This is a genomic window from Pseudoramibacter alactolyticus ATCC 23263 (genome assembly GCF_000185505.1).
GTDB lineage: Bacteria > Bacillota > Clostridia > Eubacteriales > Eubacteriaceae > Pseudoramibacter > Pseudoramibacter alactolyticus.
Map to the genome: position 1 here is coordinate 831,247 of NZ_GL622359.1, position 20,397 is coordinate 851,643.

The 20,397-nt window shown below is 52.8% G+C and carries 20 protein-coding genes and 1 pseudogene; all 21 read right to left on the bottom strand.

Going from position 1 to position 20,397, the window contains the following annotated elements:
* Positions 1-7: 7 nt before the first annotated feature.
* Positions 8-583: an electron transport complex subunit RsxA gene (rsxA, locus tag HMPREF0721_RS03910; RefSeq protein ID WP_006598263.1), complete on the bottom strand. Its 576-nt coding sequence runs from the start codon at positions 581-583 to the stop codon at positions 8-10.
* Positions 584-585: 2 nt separating this feature from the next.
* Positions 586-1,224, bottom strand: coding sequence for an electron transport complex subunit RsxE (gene rsxE, locus HMPREF0721_RS03915; protein WP_006598264.1), 639 nt, complete (start codon positions 1,222-1,224; stop codon positions 586-588).
* Entirely contained in the window at positions 1,224-1,859 is a 636-nt protein-coding gene (locus HMPREF0721_RS03920; RefSeq protein ID WP_006598265.1) for an RnfABCDGE type electron transport complex subunit G, read from the bottom strand. Before HMPREF0721_RS03920 ends, rsxE begins: the two co-directional genes overlap by 1 nt.
* The gene (locus tag HMPREF0721_RS03925) at positions 1,852-2,835 is read right to left on the bottom strand and encodes an RnfABCDGE type electron transport complex subunit D (RefSeq protein ID WP_006598266.1); all 984 of its coding nucleotides are present in this window, start codon (positions 2,833-2,835) and stop codon (positions 1,852-1,854) included. Before HMPREF0721_RS03925 ends, HMPREF0721_RS03920 begins: the two co-directional genes overlap by 8 nt.
* Positions 2,828-4,090: pseudogene (gene rsxC, locus HMPREF0721_RS03930) on the bottom strand (electron transport complex subunit RsxC); the annotation flags it as partial. The gene HMPREF0721_RS03925 and the pseudogene rsxC, both read right to left, overlap by 8 nt.
* A gap of 18 nt (positions 4,091-4,108) precedes the next feature.
* On the bottom strand, positions 4,109-4,261 hold the full coding sequence (locus tag HMPREF0721_RS12705) for a hypothetical protein (protein ID WP_006598268.1): 153 nt from the start codon (positions 4,259-4,261) through the stop codon (positions 4,109-4,111).
* Positions 4,262-4,361: 100 nt separating this feature from the next.
* Positions 4,362-5,792 (bottom strand): aminopeptidase, encoded by a 1,431-nt coding sequence (locus tag HMPREF0721_RS03935; protein ID WP_006598269.1) that lies wholly within the window; start codon positions 5,790-5,792, stop codon positions 4,362-4,364.
* Between the two features lie 53 nt (positions 5,793-5,845).
* Positions 5,846-6,481 (bottom strand): class I SAM-dependent methyltransferase, encoded by a 636-nt coding sequence (locus HMPREF0721_RS03940; RefSeq protein WP_006598270.1) that lies wholly within the window; start codon positions 6,479-6,481, stop codon positions 5,846-5,848.
* A 44-nt stretch (positions 6,482-6,525) separates the two neighbouring features.
* Positions 6,526-6,792, bottom strand: coding sequence for a DUF896 domain-containing protein (locus tag HMPREF0721_RS03945; RefSeq protein WP_006598271.1), 267 nt, complete (start codon positions 6,790-6,792; stop codon positions 6,526-6,528).
* Positions 6,764-8,092, bottom strand: coding sequence for a methionine gamma-lyase family protein (locus tag HMPREF0721_RS03950; protein ID WP_040639894.1), 1,329 nt, complete (start codon positions 8,090-8,092; stop codon positions 6,764-6,766). Before HMPREF0721_RS03950 ends, HMPREF0721_RS03945 begins: the two co-directional genes overlap by 29 nt.
* Positions 8,093-8,099: 7 nt before the next feature.
* The gene (gene miaA / locus HMPREF0721_RS03955; protein WP_006598273.1) at positions 8,100-9,083 is read right to left on the bottom strand and encodes a tRNA (adenosine(37)-N6)-dimethylallyltransferase MiaA; all 984 of its coding nucleotides are present in this window, start codon (positions 9,081-9,083) and stop codon (positions 8,100-8,102) included.
* The gene (gene mutL / locus HMPREF0721_RS03960) at positions 9,080-10,990 is read right to left on the bottom strand and encodes a DNA mismatch repair endonuclease MutL (protein ID WP_006598274.1); all 1,911 of its coding nucleotides are present in this window, start codon (positions 10,988-10,990) and stop codon (positions 9,080-9,082) included. Before mutL ends, miaA begins: the two co-directional genes overlap by 4 nt.
* Positions 10,991-11,011: 21 nt before the next feature.
* Positions 11,012-13,660 (bottom strand): DNA mismatch repair protein MutS, encoded by a 2,649-nt coding sequence (gene mutS / locus HMPREF0721_RS03965; protein WP_006598275.1) that lies wholly within the window; start codon positions 13,658-13,660, stop codon positions 11,012-11,014.
* A 49-nt stretch (positions 13,661-13,709) separates the two neighbouring features.
* Positions 13,710-15,011, bottom strand: a complete 1,302-nt coding sequence (gene miaB, locus HMPREF0721_RS03970) for a tRNA (N6-isopentenyl adenosine(37)-C2)-methylthiotransferase MiaB (protein ID WP_050787020.1) — start codon at positions 15,009-15,011, stop codon at positions 13,710-13,712.
* A gap of 33 nt (positions 15,012-15,044) precedes the next feature.
* Complete coding sequence (locus HMPREF0721_RS03975) at positions 15,045-16,583, bottom strand: bifunctional ADP-dependent NAD(P)H-hydrate dehydratase/NAD(P)H-hydrate epimerase (protein ID WP_006598277.1); 1,539 nt, start codon at positions 16,581-16,583, stop codon at positions 15,045-15,047.
* Positions 16,584-16,660: 77 nt separating this feature from the next.
* Entirely contained in the window at positions 16,661-16,852 is a 192-nt protein-coding gene (locus tag HMPREF0721_RS03980; RefSeq protein WP_006598278.1) for a hypothetical protein, read from the bottom strand.
* A gap of 51 nt (positions 16,853-16,903) precedes the next feature.
* Complete coding sequence (locus HMPREF0721_RS03985) at positions 16,904-17,629, bottom strand: YebC/PmpR family DNA-binding transcriptional regulator (protein ID WP_006598279.1); 726 nt, start codon at positions 17,627-17,629, stop codon at positions 16,904-16,906.
* A gap of 189 nt (positions 17,630-17,818) precedes the next feature.
* Entirely contained in the window at positions 17,819-18,043 is a 225-nt protein-coding gene (locus HMPREF0721_RS03990; protein WP_040639895.1) for a YdbC family protein, read from the bottom strand.
* Between the two features lie 215 nt (positions 18,044-18,258).
* Positions 18,259-18,507: a glutaredoxin family protein gene (locus tag HMPREF0721_RS03995; RefSeq protein ID WP_006598282.1), complete on the bottom strand. Its 249-nt coding sequence runs from the start codon at positions 18,505-18,507 to the stop codon at positions 18,259-18,261.
* 38 nt (positions 18,508-18,545) lie between these two features.
* Positions 18,546-19,190, bottom strand: a complete 645-nt coding sequence (locus HMPREF0721_RS04000) for a cytidylate kinase-like family protein (RefSeq protein WP_006598283.1) — start codon at positions 19,188-19,190, stop codon at positions 18,546-18,548.
* Positions 19,191-19,237: 47 nt separating this feature from the next.
* Positions 19,238-20,242: a type IV pilus twitching motility protein PilT gene (locus HMPREF0721_RS04005; protein ID WP_006598284.1), complete on the bottom strand. Its 1,005-nt coding sequence runs from the start codon at positions 20,240-20,242 to the stop codon at positions 19,238-19,240.
* Positions 20,243-20,397 lie beyond the last annotated feature (155 nt).

Consider the following 20,397-nt stretch of genomic DNA (forward strand, 5'->3'; position numbering starts at 1 on the left):
GTCAATCCTATGAAAGCATTCCCGAAAAGCCCAGGAATGAGATGGCCATCAGACTGGCGGTAATCAGGGCGATGGGAAATCCCTGAAGAGCCTCCGGCATATCGGCCAGCTCCGAGCGCTCGCGGATAGCCGCCATCAACACGATGGACAGCGTAAACCCGAGAGCTCCGGCTGCGCCATTCACTGTCGCTTCAATAAAGTTGTAGGTATTCTGGATATTCAATGTGCACACCCCGAGCACGGCGCAGTTGGTCGTAATCAGCGGTAGGTAAACCCCCAGCGCCTGATATAGCGAGGGGCTGGATTTCTTAATGAACATTTCGACAAATTGCACCAATGCCGCGATAACCAGAATAAAAGCAATCGTCTGAAGGTATGCAAGCCCCAGTTTATTCAAAATTTCGTATTGAACAATCCAGGTGATGGCCGAAGCCAGCGTCATCACGAAGGTGACGGCTATGCCCATGCCGATGGAAGTGTCGACTTTTTTGGAAACACCCAAAAAAGGACAAATCCCCAAAAACTTGGAAAGAATAAAGTTATTGACGAAGATACCGGCAATCAATATGGTTAAAATACGCATGATTATTCAGCCTCCTTCGCGGTGACAGCTTGGGCGGCCGCTTTATTCCGTCTTCTTGAAATCCCAACCTGGTTAATGACGGCCATGAGGGAGCCAAATGTCAGGAAAGCACCCGGCGGCAGGATGAACATCAGTGCCGGTTCATAGGATGCGCCCATCACGGCGATGCCGAAAATGCTGCCGGCGCCGATTAATTCACGCACGCCGGCAATCAGGGTCAGCGCCAGGGTAAAACCGACGCCCATGCCAAGGCCATCCAGTGCCGAATCCAGCACGTTATTGGTATAGGCAAAACCTTCGGCGCGCCCCATGATAATGCAGTTGACAACGATCAGCGGAATATAGATCCCGAGCGTTTTATACATCGCCGGCATATAAGCATGCATCACCATATCGACAATCGTCACGAAAGACGCAATGATAACAACGAACGCCGGAATGCGCACATTGTCCGGAATAATCTTCCGCAATGCCGAGATAACCATGTTGGAGCCCAACAAAACAAAAGTTGTCGCAAGGCCCATGGCAATCCCGTTCATCGCTGCCGTGGTAATGGCCAATGTCGGGCAGCAGCCCAGCACCAATCTGAAGGTTGGATTTTCATTAAATATCCCATTGGTAAAATGTCTGAATCTTCCCATTATTTAGCACCTCCCGCTAAAGCCTTGCAAACCTTCATCGAGATATTCACTCCCCGGGTCACGGCTCGGGAAGTAATGGTCGCCCCGGCAATCGCTTCGATTTTACCATTGCCCGAAGCATTGCCGTTTTTAACAACGGTTAACGGCTTAGCTGTGTCCAATCCTTTAAATTGCTTTTGAAAACCCGGTTCCACACATCTCGCGCCCAATCCCGCTGTTTCGGAATTGGAAACAATCGTGATACCGGTGGTTTTTCCCTTGATGTCAACCCCGGTCAAGATTTCAACTTCGCCGCCGTAGCCCTGGGGATTGGTCTTGACCGTATAGCCCACCAATTTACCTTTTTTATAACCGGCATAGGCTTCCATCACGATAGATGCATTGGCACGGTCCGCCTTTTTTGCCACCGCTTTCGCGTTTTTAATTTGTTTAAACGTATCGGCTTCTGTCAGAACTTTTTGTCTGGCTTCCACGTTGGTTTCTTTTTCTTGTCGGGCAATCTTAGACTTCGTAATCGAATTGGTATAGCCCAAAAGAGCTGCTGCCACGACAGAAATAATGAAAAGCATCAACGCAACGTGAGCGATGTGTTTATAATCGAAATCAATTTTTTTCTTTGCTGATTTTTCAGGCATGAGAAGCACCACCTTCCACGGCTTTTGATGATTTTTTTTCGGTCCCGTAGATCCGCGGTCTCGTATAGCGTTCAATCAGCGGCGACGCCACATTCATGAGCAGGATGGAATAGGAAACCCCTTCCGGATAGCCGCCGAACATCCGGATCATCATCGTCATCAGACCGCAGCCAAAGGCATAAATAAATTGCCCCTTGACCGTCGTCGGCGAGGTGACATAATCCGTCGCCATGAAGAACGCCCCGAGAAAAACTCCGCCGGAGCAGAGCATAAAGATCGGGTCCTTCCCAAAAATAAGCGAAAGCACGGCAATCGTCGCCATATAAGTTGCCGGAATCCGCCAGTTAATGATCCCGCGGATGAGCAGATAAACCCCGCCGATAAGCAGTGCGAGCGCAGAAATTTCGCCGATGGATCCATAAACACCGTGAACTCCCAAGAACATATCGAGATTGCTCGGCAGCTGACTCAAGCTGCCGCCTTCTTTTAAAATGCCAAGAGGGGTCGCCTGCGTCACGGTATCCGTCAGCGGAATAAACGCGGTCCCGGTCATATGGGTCGGCCAGGAGGCAAGCAGGAAAGCTCTGGCCGCCAGCGCCGGGTTCACAAAATTGCGCCCTAAGCCGCCAAAAAGCTGCTTGACAATCAAAATGGCGAAAATTGATCCGATCACGCACATCCACCAGGGCGCCGTGATCGGCATATTAAAGCCGAGGAGCACCCCGGTGACCACCGCCGACCAGTCGCCGATCGTGACCGGCCGCTTCATGATCTTTTCGACAATGAGCTCTGTGAGAACACAGGTAACCACGCAAATGGCCACAATCACTACCGCCATATAACCAAAGACATAGGCTGCTACCACAAGGGCCGGCAGCAGTGCCAGGCACACATTGCGCATGATGCTTGCCGTCGTAGCCTTTGCACGGATATGCGGTGACGACGATACGGTTAATAATAAGTTTTCATTATCCATTCTTTTTCACCGCCTTTTTCTTTCTTTCGGCCTGAACCTGGCGTTTCCCGACGCGAATCGAAGAAACCAAAGTCCGCTTGGCCGGGCAAATAAAGGAACAGCTCCCGCATTCGACGCAGTCGAGCGCGTGCAGTTCGTCGCAGTCTTCCCAGCGCTTATGCTGAGCGTAATCCGCCAGCAAAAACGGCTGAAGATGAATCGGACACACCGATGCGCAGCGCCCGCAGCGAATGCAAGCCGTCGGTTCCGGGGTCTGCGCCGCCTCCTTGGAAAGGCAGAGCACACCGGACGTCCCCTTCATCACCGGGATATCGGTACGCAGCATGGCGACGCCCATCATCGGTCCCCCGGAAATCACCTTAGCCGGCGCCTGGACGAAGCCGCCGCATTCGTCAATGACTTCCTGATAGGACATTCCCACCAACACTTCGAGGGTCGCCGGATTTTTCACCACATCACCGGTGCAGGTCACATAGCGCTTATAAAGGGGCATCCCGGTTTCAAAAGTCGTCGCCACCTGGGCCGCCGTCCCGACATTCATCACGACAACGCCCGCATCGGCCGGCAATCCGCCAGAGGGAACTTCCCGCCCGGTCACCGCTGTGATCAATTGTTTTTCTGCCCCTTGGGGGTATTTGGTTTTCAGCCGGATCACCTCGACGGCATCATCGCCTTTACAGACCCCGACAATCGCATTGATCGCATCTGGTTTGTTGTCTTCAATGGCAATATAACCTTTAGACACATCCAAGGCGCGCATGGCGATATGCAGACCGGCAATCACTTTTTCCGGCCGATCCTGCATCAAATGATCATCAGCCGTCAGATAGGGCTCGCATTCAGCCCCGTTTAAGATCACACTGTCCACATGTTTATCTGGAGAAACCGTCAGCTTGACATGGGTCGGAAAGGTCGCTCCCCCCAATCCCACAATACCGGCCTCTTTGATAATATTAATGATTTCAGATGATGAATACTGCTGATAATCACCATAAGGTTTAATGGCAGGATCTACGGTATCTTTGCCGTCCGATTCGATCACCACCGACAGCACATTGTTGCCGCCTGGATGGGGCCGCTCTTCCACCGCTCTAACGGTTCCAGACACACTGGCATGAACCGGAGCCGAAACGAATCCTGTCGCTTCGCCAATTTTTTGCCCCACGGCGACGGTATCCCCTTTTTTAACAATCGGTTTGCATGGTGCGCCGATATGTAAGGACATCGGAATCGTTACAGTCGCAGGCTCTTTGGCCTGTCTAACCGCAACGTGCTATGTTCCTTCCTTATTGTAAGGCGGATGAATTCCTCCTCTAAAGGAACGAATTTCCGTACTTTGCAAGTCAAACACCTCTCCTTTTAAATTGATTGTCTCAAGTTTAACACTTTCTTTATTGGTTAGTCCATCACAACCTTTATTTTGCATGCGGCCGCCGCAAAATATTCACTATATTTATAAACATAAAAAGTGACGTCAAAAGACGTCACTTTTTTCTCATTTACTGATCTGATTGATCAATTACCTTTTATGCCCAAGTGTAATCAAAGAAGGCGCGATAGGCTTTATAGGTCATGTAGGCATCCACCTTGGCGCATTGTTCAAAGGGGGCGTGCATCGAAAGAATCGGCGTGCCGCAGTCCACCACTTCGATATCGTAATTGGCGAGCATATAGGCGATGGTGCCTCCGCCGCCAAGATCAATCTTGCCCATTTCACCAAGTTGCCAGGTCACACCGGCATCGTCAAAGCAGCAGCGCAGTTGTCCGAGAAATTCCGGATTGGCGTCGGACCCGCCGGATTTACCTCTGGCCCCGCCGTATTTCTTAAGAGTCACACCTTTGCCGACAAAGGAGGCGTTGGTCATATCGTGAGTACCGGCAAAATTAGGGTCAAAGGCCGCCGTGACATCCGCCGACAGACAATAGGAATGGGACAGGCAGCGGCGAACCGCCAAAGAAGCATCGCCACTCCCCTGAAGTGCGATCAGTTCTGCCACTTGATTTTCAAAAAAGCGGGACTGCATCCCCGTGTTGCCGTAGCTGCCGATTTCCTCTTTGTCGGCCAAAATCACGGCCTGAGTTTTTTTAGGTGCATCTGCCGCATCCAAAATACCGCGAACCGCCGCGTAAGCACACACCCGATCGTCTTGGCCGAAAGAGAGCACCATGGATCGATCGAGTCCCATATCTCTGGCTTTGCCTGCCGGCACGATTTCAAGCTCAGCGCTGGCAAAGTCGTCTTCTGTTAAGTCGTATTGCCGGTTAAGCAGCTGCAGTACCGTTGCCTTCACGGCTTTGCCGTCTTCTTCGTCCGCCAGCGGCGTCGAAGCGATCAGCGGGTTAAGCTGTTCTCCTTCAAAGGCTTCGGCCACCCTTTTCTGGGTCTGCTTCTGGGAAAGATGGGGCAGCAAATCGGTGATGCAAAAAACCGGATCGCCTTCACCGTCGCCGATGGCAATATCAACTGCCGCGCCATCTTTTTTCACCACCGTGCCATAAAGCGCCAGCGGAATGGTCAGCCACTGGTACTTTTTGATGCCGCCGTAATAATGGGTTTTAAAGAAAGCCAGATTGTTATCTTCGTAGAGCGGCATCGGCTTCAAGTCGAGCCGCGGGCAGTCGAGATGCGCCCCGACAATGAGCATGCCATCGGCCAAAGGCGCCCTACCCATCACAAAGAGCATCACGGATTTATTGCGGTGCAGCACATACACTTTGTCCCCTGCGGACAGCTTTCCCGCCGCCTGATAATCGGCCAGCGGCTTAAACCCGTTGGCTTCGGCCAAGGCCACCGCCGATTTGGCACAAAGTCGTTCCGTTTTCGAGCGGTTGAGAAAATTTTTATAACCTTCGCCGTATTCCGCGACGGCCTCGTCTTCCCCGTCTTCGAGATTCTGCCACGCCCATTTAAAATCGGCGCTTAATTTTTCATAGACTGTTTTTTCGTCAGACATCATAAACTCCCTTCTGTCTTTGCACGTGTTATTATTTATTTCAATCGAACTGACTTTTATTTAACGCCCTCCGCGCAGATCCATTGATGTTCCGGTTCCACATGGATCGAAAGATCCGCGAAGCCTGCAATTTTAAACAAATCGACAAAACCGTCGAGGCTCAAATTGCGCATTTGATATTCGGCAATATTATCAAGCACCGGCTGGGGCAGCCCCGGATGGTCATAAATCTCCGCCACGAGCAGAAAATGTCCGCCGGGCTTAAGCACGCGGCGCACTTCCCGCACGTCCGTTTCCAGTGCGGGCCAAAAATAATAGCTCTCAATAGTTACGATTTTATCAAAGTGATCGTCCTCAAAGGGCAGCGCGGAAACGGAGCCTGCCACGATGTCCATCCGGCCGGCGTCCACCGCTTCCTGGTTGTAGGCCGTAGCTTTCGCCACCGATACATCGGAATAATCCACACCGGTCAGATGGCCGCCCGTCACTTGCTCCGCCATGCGATGCAGACAGGCACCGCCGCCGCACCCCACGTCCAGCACACGGTCATCCGCTTTAAAAGCCAAATGGCTCAGCGCCCACCGGGTGAGCGGGCCATGGCTGTCGTTCATCCGGGCGAGCATTTGCGCGCCGGCTTCACCTTCCGATTTATTGGGGCGGCCTTTTACCGTAACTTCCCGTTGTTTCGTCATATCGTCACCTTCCTTTCCTTTGTCTTATAAACTTTATCAAAGAGTCAATGTTGTTGCTGTTCCTCATATTCGCGGCGCAGTTTTGCCGACAGTGCCTCCACATGAGTTCGCTCTTCCGGCGTATATTTGGATTCCGGTTTGGGATCCACGAACACAATATTGTCGAGCTGTGCTTTTAAATTTTGGCGGAACCCGGCGATATACGCCTTGCGCAGTGCCGTCTGTTCTGCCTTTTCCTCCGGCGTCAGCCCTTCGGGCGAGCGCTGCTTCTCGGCCAGCGCGTTAATCCGTGCCAATTGTCCATTGGTCATGGCCTGACCCCAGGGTGATAAATCCCGAATCAATCAGCCGCTGCAGGCTGAGCAGCAACCCGAGTTTGCCGTGATCGTGGGTTAGCCCGCCCTGAAAATAAACGATGTAGGGTTTTCGCATCGGCGCGTCGGCCGAAAGCTCGATGGAGGATCCCTGGATAAATGCCCCGGCCGCCATGATCACCGGCACGTCGTATCCCGGCATATCCCAGGGCTCCGGCGTCACAAAGGCGTCCACCGGCGCGGCTTCCTGCACCGCGCGGCAAAAAGTTTTCACCGCTTCCGGATTGCCAAGTTTCACGCTTTGAATAATATCCGAACGGTAGTCGTCCACCGCCGGGCAGACATCAAATCCCAGCGCACGATACACCGCACCGACCAGAATGGCCGTTTTCATCGCCTGGGAAACGACCATCGGCGCTTGAAAAAAACCCTGGAGAAACGTCCGGGCGATGCCCAGCGTCGCACCGGTTTCCCCGCCGATACCGGGCGCCGCCAGCCGGTTGGCACAAAGGGCAACCAGATCCGCCCGGCCGGCCACATAGCCACCGGTGGGCGCGAGGCCACCGCCCGGGTTTTTAATCAACGATCCGGCCATTAAATCCGCGCCGACCGCCGCCGGCTCCTGCGCATCCAAAAATTCGCCGTAGCAATTATCGACAAAGATAATCACCTCCGGCCATTGCGCTTTAATTTTTTGGCAAATTGCCGCAATGGCATCCAGCGTGATGGCCTTGCGCCAGCTGTACCCGGTGGACCGTTGAATATAAACCATTTTGGTGCGGTCGGTAATGGCTGCCATGATGGCCGCCGTATCGAAGGTTCCGCCGTTTGCCAGTTCGATTTGATGGTAGCGCACGCCAAAGTCCGCCAGGGTGCCGGCGCCGCTTTCTTCGCCGTGGGCCCCAATAAAGGTGCAGATGGTGTCATAGGGATCGCCGCTGATTGACAAGAGCTCGTCCCCCGGGCGCAGCACACCATAAAGGCAGAGCGCAATGGCGTGGGTTCCGGAAGAAATATGCGGGCGCACCAGCGCTGCTTCCGCGCCAAACACTTCCGCAAAAATTTTTTCTGTGGCTTCCCGGCCTTCATCATCGTAGCCATAGCCGGTCGACGGATGAAAATGCCGATCACTTAAATGCACGTTCTGCATCGCGCGGATCACCCGATACTGATGCAGCGCCGCCATTTCATCTCTGGCCTGCAGTTGATCGTCGATCCCGGCTTCAACCTCGCTGACAAAATCGATGACCCGCGGCGAAACACCAAAATTCTCAGATAAATACGTTTTTATTTCCAACGGATTGTTATTCCTTTCCAAACGTTTGATTAACAGTCCCTGCCGCTGTCGGCGAGCTGAATGTATTGTATTGCGCTTGCATCGCTGCTGCCATCGCTTCCGACGACGCATAATCCGCCGGATCGTACCAGCGAATGCGCCGGTCCCGGCGAAACCAGGTGAGCTGACGCTTTGCAAAATGTCTGGTATCCCGCTTTAAAATGTGCACGCATTCTGCCAATGGCTGTTCACCGCGCACCGCCGGGATAAGCTCCTTGTAGCCGATGGCCTGCATCGACAAAAGTTCCGGCCCGTAACCAGCATCAAGCAGTGCCAACACTTCATCAAGCAGGCCGCCGGCCATCATCTGGTCCACCCGATGGTCAATGCGCGCGTAAAGCTCAGAACGCGCCATGCCGATACCCATCATCACAAAATCGTACGGCAATTCGATTTGTCTGGCTCGGGCTTCCCACGCGCTCTTGGTTTTCCCTGTCACCTGATAAACTTCCATCGCCCGGACGATACGTTTTTTATTATGGGGGTGAATCTTTTCGGCCGCCGCCGGATCCAAAGTCTCAAGCTCCCGATAAAGCGCTTCGGCTCCCTCGGTGTCGTACCGCGCCTCAAGCGCTTCGCGCACCGCCGGATCGCTGGCCGGCTCGGCAAAGCCCCAAGGTAACGTCAGCGCGTTGATATAAAGTCCGGTGCCACCGACGACAATCGGCACCCGTTCCCGGGACAAAATCGCTTTGATAACCGCCTGGGCATCATCTTTAAACGCCGCGACGGAATAAGCCGTGTCCGGCGATACGAAGTCCACCAAATGATGAGGCACCGCCGCCCGCTCGGCCGGCGTCGGCTTGGCCGTGCCGATGGCCATCTCACGGTAAATCTGCATCGAATCCGCCGAAATGATTTCTCCGTTCAGCCGCCCCGCCAAAGCGATGCCTGCACTGGTTTTTCCAGATGCTGTCGCGCCGACAATCACCGCGATTTTCGGTTTTGTCATGATACCACCCGCTTAAATAATTTTTCGAGCTCGTACTGACTCAGATGCAAAATGATCGGCCGTCCGTGGGGACAGGTATAGGGATTTTCAAGACGCATAAGAGCGTCGATAAGCGTCTGAATTTCTTCCGGCGTTAAATCTTGATTGCCCTTCACCGCTGCCTTGCAAGCCATCGTCGCCACCTTAAGCCAGCGTTTTTCTCGCAGCTCCCGGTCCCCGGTGAGCAGTGCCTCCATCCAAAGGGGCACCAGCGCCGTCGGCTGGGGCTCGCCTAAAATCAGCGGCACCGACCGCACCATCAAAGTCGTGTCACCAAAAACATCACAGTCATAGCCCTTGCGCAAAAGAGCGGGCTTAAGTTCTTCAAAACACGCCATGAGCTTTGCCGAGATATCCACCGGCTCCGGCACCATCAGCGTCTGAGCATCCGCCGCGGCATCCGTCAAAAATTGTTTGCGGTACTGCTCAAACATGAACGCTTCGTGGGCTGCATGTTGGTCGATCAAAATGACCTCCCGTCCCTTCTCAAGGATCACAAAGGTCTTAAATAATTGCCCGATGACCACGGCATCGCTTAAATCCAGATGAGGGCGCCCGGCTTTGGCCGCTTCGTAGTCCTGCAAAGATTCGTGCACTGTCGCCGCCGCTTCCGGCGATAAATCCGGCGGTTTAACGGATACCGTTTGCCGCAGCAGCTGCGATTTCTGTTCCGGCGCTTCAAATGACGAAACTGCGCGAAACGTTGTCAGCGCCTGATTCGGCACAGGCGCATTTTCGGGCACGTCAAAAAAGGGCGTTTGCTCTTTGATCTGCATTTGCTCGCCGGGCACTTCTTCAAAAGCCTGCGCTTCTTCGGTTGGCACGAATTTCGCGACAGCCGGTTCTTCATCTAAGGCTTTGCCGAGATCGACCGTTAAATCCATCGCGCGAACCGTTGTGCGAATCCCCTGCCGAAACAGAATATCTACCAGGCTTTGATTGAGAATGCCGATTTCCGTCTTCGCGGGGTGCATGTTGACGTCGAGCATCTTGCCTGGCAGTTCGATAAATACGATGCCCACCGGATGTTTGTGATGCATCAGATAGCCTTCGTAGGCCGTCTCAAAAGCATGGGACAGGGCTTTATTTTCAAAAACGCGGCTGTTCATGAAAAAAAGCTGACGGTCCCGGCTGCTGCGCATCGCCGTCAGATTGCCAATATAGCCTTCAAGCCGCATGGGCGCGTTGGCCACATTGAGGGGATGGAGGCTATTTAAAAAACTGCGGCCGTACAAGCAGGCGATCACATCCGAAAGTTCACCGCTTCCCGGCGTACTGAACACGCGCCGTCCGTCCGCCGTATAGGTAAAGGCAATCTCCGGATGGGACAGCGCGAGGCGTTCCATCAGATCGTGGATGGCCATCCCCTCGGTTTTATCCTTCTGCATATGCTTTTGCCGGGCCGGCACATTGTAAAACAAATCGCTCACATCGATATCGGTCCCTCGATTAAAGGGCATGACCCGCTGATTTACCACGCGTCCGCCTTCAAGCAGAGTCTCGCTTCCCATCTCTTCGTCAGAAGCGATGGTTTTAACCACAATGCGACTGACCGCCGCGATGCTTGCCAGTGCCTCCCCACGAAACCCGAGAGTATCCAACGTGTTTAAATCCGAAATGGTGGATAGTTTGCTGGTGGCATGGCGCGTAAAGGCCAGAGGGATTTCGTGATAGTGAATCCCAGCGCCGTTATCCGCCACGCGGATGCGCTTTTTGCCGCCCTTTTCCACGATAATCGCCACCCGCGTGCTGCCCGCGTCAATGGCGTTTTCAATCAGCTCCTTGACGACCGAGGCCGGACGAACAATCACTTCGCCCGCGGCGATTTTCTCGATGGTCTCGTGGTTAAGCATTTTAATTTTCACCATTCGTCTCCTTCCGAAAACACTTTATTCCTGCAACTGATGTTTTAAATCGTTGAGTGCATTCATCGCTTCAAGGGGTGTCATGCTGTCAATTTCCAGATCTTTAAGACTTTCGAGCGCCGCTTGCTCGTTGGAGTCAAGCATTCTCTCCTTGGCCTGCTCGAGCATTTCAGAATAAAAGCTCACCTGATTGTCAAGCGCTGCGGCGCGCTCTCCATCAAGCACACCCGCGCGATAGGCCGATTCTCCTTTATTCAGCTCTGCCAGAATATCCTTAGCCCGCGCCGTCACAATTTTGGGAAACCCGGCAAGCTGTGCCACCTCGATGCCATAGCTTTGATCCGCCGCGCCGCGTTTGATTTTTCGCAGAAAAACTACCCCGTCTTTTGTCTCCTTCAGCGCAATGCTGAAGTTTTTAATGCCCGGCTTCACGCCTTCCAGCTCTGTAAGCTCGTGATAATGCGTGGCAAAAAGTGTTTTCGCCCCGATGGTCAGCGGATTGGAAAGGTACTCCACCACGGCCCAGGCGATGCTGATGCCGTCAAAGGTGCTGGTGCCGCGGCCAATCTCGTCGAGAATCACCAGGGAATGACGGGTCGCGTTTTTCAATATATTAGACACTTCTGACATTTCAACCATAAAAGTGCTTTGCCCCGTCGTCAGATCATCGGATGCCCCGATACGCGTAAAAATGCGGTCAACCACACCGATATGGGCACTGTCCGCCGGCACAAAGGAACCGATCTGCGCCATCAGCGTGAGAATGGCCACCTGACGAATATAGGTCGATTTTCCGGCCATGTTCGGTCCGGTGATCAGCATCATGCGATTTTCGCCTTCATCCAGCGCGCAATTGTTGGCCACAAAAGTCCCGGTCTCCATGATCGCCTCCGCCACCGGATGCCGGCCGTTTTGAAAGGCGATCACGCCGTCTTCGGCAATTTCCGGCCGCACATAATGGCGTTCCACGCCCACCGCGGCCAGCGAATACAAGGCATCCAGCTGCGCCACATCCTGAGCGCGCTGTTGAATGCGGCGGGTCTGTGCCATGATTGTTTCTCGGATGTCGGTAAACAATTGATACTCCAGCTGAGCCAAACGCTCTTCCGAGCCAAGGATCTGTGTTTCCATGGATTTTAATTCCGGCGTATAGAAACGCTCAACGTTGCTCAGGGTCTGCTTGCGGATATAATCTTCTGGCACCAGCGAGAGATTGGCTTTCGTCACTTCGATAAAATAACCGAAAACCTTGTTATATTTCACCTTCAGAGATTTAATGCCGGTCTTCTCGCGCTCGGCACTCTCCAAATCGCGAATCCAGTCTTTACCTTTGGTATGCGCTTCGCGGTAACGGTCGATCTCCGCGTTATAACCGGTCTTGATCACACCGCCGTCACGCAACACAAAAGGGGCATCGTCGGCGATTCCCGCATCGATCAATTTAAAAATGTCCTGCAAATCATCCGCCTCACCGTATCGCGACTGCAGATCCGGCGCCGCAACCGAATTAATCCACGCTTTCAGCTGTGGCAACATGGCCAGGGACTGCTTGAGCGACAGCATGTCCTTGGGATTCACCGTTCCGAAAGAGATCTTGCCGCAAATCCGTTCAAGATCGTAAATCTTGGTCAGAAGCGTCTTCAGTTCGGGGAGCGCTCCGGGATTAGCCGCGAGCTCGGCCACCAGGTTTTGCCTGATCTCAATTTTTTCACGATTGATCAGCGGCGCTTCCACCCATTGACGCAAAAGCCGTCCGCCCATGGCCGTCGCCGTCTGATCGAGCACCCAAAGCAAACTTCCCCGCTTGTCGCCGTGGCGCAGCGTCTCCGTCAGTTCCAGATTGCGCCGCGTCGAAAGATCCAGCAGCATATAGGCTTCTATGCGGTAATAAGCCAGATGATTGATATGACCGAGCACTTTTTTCTGGCTTTCCGCCACATAAGCCAACAGTGCGCCGGCAGCCCGCGTCGCCGCCTCGTGATCCTTCAGCCCCAGAGAGTCCAGTGCAAACACTTTGAACTGATCTTCAATCACGCGCTCGCAGGCGGCCTTTTCGTAATGGGCAGCCGCGCTGAGGCCGACCATGCAGCCAAAGCGCGTCTCGAGATTTTGAATCAAAGCCGATTGCTTATAAAGCATCGGATTAACGATGATCTCCGACGGTTCAATCTTGCCCAGCTCGTTGACCAGCTCACCGCTGTCGGCTGTAAAAGGCAGTTCCGTCGCATAAAAAGCCCCGGTGGACACATCGAGATAGGCCAGGCCGAAAACCCGCCGGTCGCTGAAAATCGACGCGAGATAATTGTTCTTCTTGGCTTGAATCAGTCCGCCTTCAGTAATCGTTCCGGGAGACACCACTTTAATGATGTCCCGCTTGACGATACCCTTGGCCGCCGCCGGATCCTCCATCTGCTCGCAGACGGCGACTTTATAGCCCTTCTCCACCAATTTGGCAATATAGGGCTCCGCCGCATGATGGGGCACACCGCACATCGGCGCCGGCTCGTCCAGGCCGCAACGCTTACCTGTCAGGGCAATTTCCAACGCCTTGGATGCGGTAATCGCATCGTCGAAAAACGTCTCATAAAAATCGCCGACGCGAAAGAGCATGATGGTATCCGGTACTTTTTCATGCATTTTTAAATATTGCTGCATCATCGGTGTTAAGCCCATGGTTGTCCTCCGTTCTGCGATTTTTCACATTCTGTTTAAAATACCGTCCTTACACGGCGTGCCCATCAAGACTAAAGGTCCTGGCGCAATCGATGTGTACTGGCACAATGGTGCCGATGGTTGCCGCGTTGCCATCAAAATTGACAAGTTTGCCGTTCATCGTCCGCCCGGTTAGACGATCTTCGTTGTGGGTGCTTTTCCCTTCCACCAGGACATCCACCGTCTGATCCTGAAACCAGAGATTGCGCTCGTTGCCTTCGCTATGGAGCACTTTGAGCAGCCGATTGAGCCGTTCGTGTTTGATATTCTCCGGAATCTGATCCGGCATTTTTGCCGCCGGCGTCCCTGTTCGAATCGAATACAAAAAAGAAAAGGCCGCGTCGAAATGACAACGCCGAACAATATCGAGAGTCTCTTCAAAATCAGTCTCAGTCTCTCCCGGGAAACCGACGATCAAATCCGTCGTGATGGCCACATGGGGAATGCGTTTATGCATCTTCTCCACCAAGGCGATGATCTTTTCTTTGGTGTAGCCGCGATGCATCGCTTTGAGCACCTTGGTCGATCCGCTTTGAACCGCCAGATGCACCACCGGACACACCTTATCGCAGGCCGCGACGGCGTCAATCACCTCGTCTGTCATGTCTTTGGGATGACTGGTCATGAAACGGATCCGTTCGAGCCCTTCGATGGCATTCACATCCCGCAGCAAATCGGCAAAGCCGTAGCCATCCTTGCGGTCATTGCCATAGGAATTCACATTCTGCCCCAGCAGGGTCACTTCAAGACAGCCATCGGCCACAAGCGCTTTAACCTCATCGATGATTTTTTCGTGGGGGCGGCTGACTTCCCGCCCTCGGGTATAAGGGACAATGCAATACGTACAAAAATTATTGCACCCCTTCATGATAGACACATAGCTTTTGAATGGATAGCGCCGATCCACCGGCAGATTTTCGATCAGCCCGTCATCATCGTCATAAATTTCGATGGTTCGGTTGCCGCTGGCTTGATAATTGGCCAAAAGCTCAGGGAATCGGTGCAGATTGTGCGTGCCGAAAACAATGTCAACCTGAGGATTGTCTTCCTTGATTTTTTTGACGATCTGCGGCTGCTGCATCATGCAGCCACAGACCGCCAAAATCAAATCCGGATTCTTTTTTTTTATATGTTTAAAATTGCCCACGTTGCCGAAAAAACGCACGTCTGCGTTTTCCCGAACTGAGCAGGTATTCATGACGACAAGGCCGGCTGTCGTTTCATCTTCTGTCGGGGTATAGCCCATGGCCTTTAACATCCCGGAAAGCTTTTCCGAGTCGTTTTCGTTCATCTGGCAGCCATAGGTTATCATTTTATAAGTTTTATTGATTGAATTTGTCAAAAATTATTTCTCCTGATCTTCCTGTTGTAGTTGCCTGATGGCGGCCGGCAATTGCGCAAGCACATCCGTCGCCGTCAGCGCGACCATCCCCTTTTCAGCCGCCGCCAGATCTCCGGCCAAGCCATGCAGATAGACCCCGAGCTTTGCCGCGTCGGCCGGTGTCGGCATCTGCGCGACGAGTCCGCCGATGATCCCCGCCAGCACATCCCCGGAGCCCGCCGTAGCCATGCCGGCATTGCCCGTGGTGTTAAACCAGACGCGCACACCGCCGGTACCCGCGGCGCCGGGCTCAAAAATTAACGTGTGGTGGCCTTTAAGCACCAGCACCACCTGATAGGCGCTGACAAATTGCGTGCCCAGACCGATGGGATCCCGGCGAACCGCGTCGGACGTGGTGTTGCAAAGCCTTGCAAATTCCCCGGCATGAGGCGTGAGAATCAACGGCGCATGTGCGCCCTCTTCCAGAACATTCATGATCTTCGACAAATGATAAAGCCCGTCTGCATCGATCACCATCGGTTTTTGCCGCGCGATTAACGTTTTAATCAGCTCGGAATGAAACGTCTGCCGTCCCAATCCCGGTCCGACGACATAAGCATCCGTTTGCCGTTTTCGCAGCTCCTGAAAAAAGCTCTCGACGTCATAAGGGCGCACCATGATTTCCCAAGGCATCTGCCCCGCCGCAATACCGTAAACCTCCCTGGGCACCCAACTGGTTACCAGGCCGGCGCCAGCGCGAAGGGATGCCGTCGCCGCCATCAAGCCTGCTCCCACCATTCCCTGACTGCCGGCAATCACCGACAAAGCGCCGTAGTCGTATTTATGGGAGTTCTTCTTTCTCGGCAAAAGCTCGGGCACGCTCTGTGCATCCAGTAAAAATTTAGTGCTGTCGCAATGGCGTTCCGAAATACCGACATCCACCAGAATTTGTTCGCCGGACAGATCCGGACCATCGCCCAGCAAATGACCGGTTTTATAGTTCTGAATGACAAGGGTTTTATCAGCGCGAATGGCCGCGCCGACCGTTTGTCCTGTGTCTCCCCGAAGGCCCGAGGGCATATCGATGGCGTAAACCCTTTTATCCGAGCGGGCATTGACGGCGTCAAACAACGCCGCAACCGATTCGCGCAGCGGCCGGTCCCTTAGCCCATTGCCAAAGACCGCGTCGACAATCACGTTCGCATGATCAAGCGATGCCTGAGTTTTTGCATCGAACCGCGTATAAAAATCACAAACCGCGCCGATATCTGTCAGCCGTTTGTAGTTTTGCAGGGCATTCGGTGAAAAATGCTCCGCCTTGCCCACAAAGAGCACCGATACCGAATAACCGCAGTTGTGTAAAAGCCGGGCGATCACCTGCCCGTCGCCGCCGTTATTGCCCGCGCCGCAAAGCACCAAAATCTTCTGTGTTTCGGTAAGCTCGGAAGCAATGATTTCATAGCAGCGCGTCCCCGCTCTTTCCATAAGCTCGTAATCGGCAATGCCACTATTGATGGTTTGCTTGTCCATCACGGCCATTTCATCCGGCGTGACGATTTTCATCTGTGCTCCTTTACTTTTTTCCTATAACGACAAAAAGCAAGGCAACGCCTTACTTTTCGCTTTTGGACAATGCGATTTTACTCTCCCAGGGAACTGACCGGCTTTTCACCAATGGTGATCTCATAAATGGCGCGCGTTCCCTGCTGGGTCAGCTTTGCATTGTCCGCCCGGCTATAGATATTGCCGATGACAAAGGATGCCATTAAAAGCACCAGCATCATCGCCACGATAAAATAGACCACATAGTCTCTGATTGAACTTTTTCCCATATCCTGCCTCACTTTATCTTTTCTCGCTGGACCCGCTCCGGCCTCATGTGGTTACGCTTCGGCCCAGTTATGGAAAACTTCCTGGACATCGTCGTTGTCATCGAACATATCCAGCATTTTTTCCATCTTTTTGCTGTCTTCTTCGGAAAGCTCGGATTCCGTCGACGGAATCTGCGCAATTTCCCCGCTGGCCACCGACACCCCTGCGTTTTGAAGGGCTTCGAGCACCTGAGCAAAGTCGGAAGCGGCCGTTCGAATTTCATAACCGTCTTCAGAGGTTTCCATATCCTCAGCGCCGGCATCCAATGCCGTCATCATTAATTCGTCTTCATCAATATCGTCACTTTGTTCCACAAAAATGCGGCCGGCCCGCTCAAATAAAAAACCGACACAACCATTGGTCCCAAGATTGCCACCATTTTTATCAAAAATATGGCGCACATCGGCAGCCGTCCGGTTTTTGTTGTCCGTCAGCGTTTGGACGATCACCGCCGCCCCGCCCGGACCATAACCTTCGTAGGTGATTTCTTCATAAATGGCGTCATTCAATTCGCCGGAGCCCTTTTTAACGGCCCGATCAATATTGTCATTGGGCATATTGGCCGCTTTGGCCTTTGCCACCGCTTCCCGCAGCTTGGCATTCATTTCCGGATCGCCGCCGCCTTCTCTTGCCGCAACGGCAATGAGTTTTGCCATTTTGGTAAACACCTTGCCCCTGGCCGCATCCTGCTTGCCTTTTCTTTGTTTGATATTATTCCATTTCGAGTGTCCTGACATCGCTATCCTCCATTTATCCTGATAATCTCATATGATTGCATCAAACCTGATAATCCATAATTTCGACTATTTATTATAACACAGGGCTTTTCAGGTTTCAAATCCGGACGATAACAATCGCTCCATTCGATTTTAAATCGAATGCCCAATACGAAAAGAAGCACGGCGATTGCCATGCTCATTCACGACCTATGCGTCAAAATCCATCTCGTTTAAAATATCCCGCAATTCGATCAATTCGTCCGCGGTAAAAGTCAGTCCTTTGCGCATGCGTTCATGTCCCGGCGCCCAGTCGCGAATATCGTATTTCGGATCTCTTTCGTTCCAGCTCACCAGATTGAGCTCTTTCTGCCAGCCGTTGCTGCCTTCGGATAATACGCCGATTTCTTCGACCACTTCGTAAGTAAATGCCATCCCGTGCCTCCTGTTTGAACATTCTTGGTCAGACAAGGTATGCCTGAAATAAAAATATTCTAACACAAAGCATATCAATTGCAACCTTTTAAACACTCGCCATCGTTTTAAGTTTTGGATGAAAAAACATAGTTTTTTGTCAACGCCCGTCATTTTAAGCACAAAAATAAGCGGCCGAGCTGACCGCTTATTAAATCCCTTTATTTTTTATCGGCTTATTTTTCGATATCGCCGGCTTCGGCCATCGCCACCAAATCGTCGCAGCCGCCGATGAAATGGTCCCCGAAGAAAACATAGGGGACGGTGGTCTGGCCCGTCCTTTCAATCAGCGCAGCCTTTTCATCGTCCTTGCCCCATATATCGTGATCGATAAACGGAATCTCCAGCTCGTCAAGCAATCTTTTTGCCCGGTTACAAAACGGACAGGTCGGCCAGGTGTAAAGTTTAACATTTTCTGCTTTCATTCGAATCTCCTTTTTTGCTTTGTAATGATTTGATGTTTTTATCTTCGCGATTTCCGGCGGGTTAAAATGGCGTTCACCGTCGTTTTAAGCAAATCGACACAGCCATCTTCTCCCAGAACGCCGCTGTTTAAACAGATATCGTAATTTTCGGCATCGCCCCAGCGTTTATCGGTGTAATAAGCGTAATAATTGGCGCGGCGTTTGTCCATCTTTTTAACCATTTCGACCGCCTTCTCTTCGGTTTTATCGTAAAGCTTGGCGACCTGATGCACCCGCTCATCATGATCTCGATGGATATACACCGAGATCACATCCGGATCTTTGCGCAGAATATAATCGGCACAGCGTCCCAAGATCACGCAGCTGCCCTCATTGGCATAACGCCGAATGACATCGCTTTGTGATAAGAACACGCGATCTGTCATCGGCAGTGCCGCCAAGGTCGACGGCGTCACAGCACCGCCATAAGCCGTGCCCGCCGCAATGGCATACAGCAAAGAATTGGTCGGCGTTTCCTCAAGTGCCTTGACCATATTCGGGGCAATGCCCGTATCCTTAGCGCTTTCTGTAATCAATTCCTGATCGTAAAAAGGAATGACCAGCTCCTTGGCAAGCCGTTTGGCAATATTGCTGCCCCCGCTGCCAAATTGTCTTGAAAAAGTAAGAATGACGCGATCTGTCATGTTTGTCCTCCCTTGCCTGATTTTCCACGATGACGTTCCATCATTTTTTAACCCTGAGCCAGCGTCGACGCAATTTCTCCGCGCGCCGACAAAGCCTCAAGGGACTGTGCCATCGTAATGCTGCCCGCCTGCGCCCCGGTGAGCATCGCGTTTTCAATTTGCGACAGTTTGCCCTCGCGGATCATGTGGCAGATAGCCGGTGTTGGCATCATTACCTCGCAGGCCAGCACCCTGCCGCCACCCTTTCGCGGCAGCAACCGTTGAGACAGCACCGCTTTGAGCGTCATCGACAGCGTCGTTCGAATCAGCGGCTGACGGCCTTCGGGAAAAACATTAACGATGCGGTCAACCGCTTCCACCGCCGAGCCCGTATGCAGGGTTGCAAACACCAAATGCCCGGTTTCCGCTGCCAGAATGGCCGTTTCCACCGTCTCGAGATCCCGCATCTCTCCCACCAGAAGGACATCGGGATCTTCCCGCAGCGCCGATCGCAGCCCCGCCGCAAAATTCAAGGTGTCGCGGCCGATCTCCCGCTGATTGATCAGCGCCAAATCCGGCTGATACAAATACTCGATCGGATCTTCCAAGGTAATCACGTGCACCGGCCGCCGATGATTGATGTGATCGATGAGTGAGGCCAGCGTCGTCGACTTTCCGGATCCCGTCTCTCCGGTTACAAGTACCAAGCCTTTGGAAAAATCGGCAAAGGTATGAACCACTTCTGGCAGCCCCAAGGTCTCAATGCCCGGAATGCCTTCGGCCAATAGGCGAATGGCAATTGACGGCTGCCCCTGCTGCAAAAACAGATGGGCCCGGCATCGCCTTTCGGCCAGTGTCACAGCCAGATCCCGTTCACCCGCCAGCAAACATGCCTGCCAATCCGCGCCGAGCAGCTCCTCGGCCAGACGTTCACACCCTTGCCGCGTGACCCTTTTCTCTGAAAGATTGCTCAAAGCTCCGTCAACTCGACATTTTAGGCGGATTCCGCTCACTATGTGAATATCCGACGCCCCGCGTTTTACCGCTTGCCCGACCATTTTTTCTGCAATCATCGGCCGCTCCTTTCCCAGCACTTGCCTTCTGTTGGCGATTTCATTTTAACATGCCGGCCTTCAAATAACAATGCAGAAAAGATGGCTGCTTCCAAATTTATTTTCAGGATAACATCCTTCTCGTTCCAAAACAAAATTGCATCAAAAAACCACTA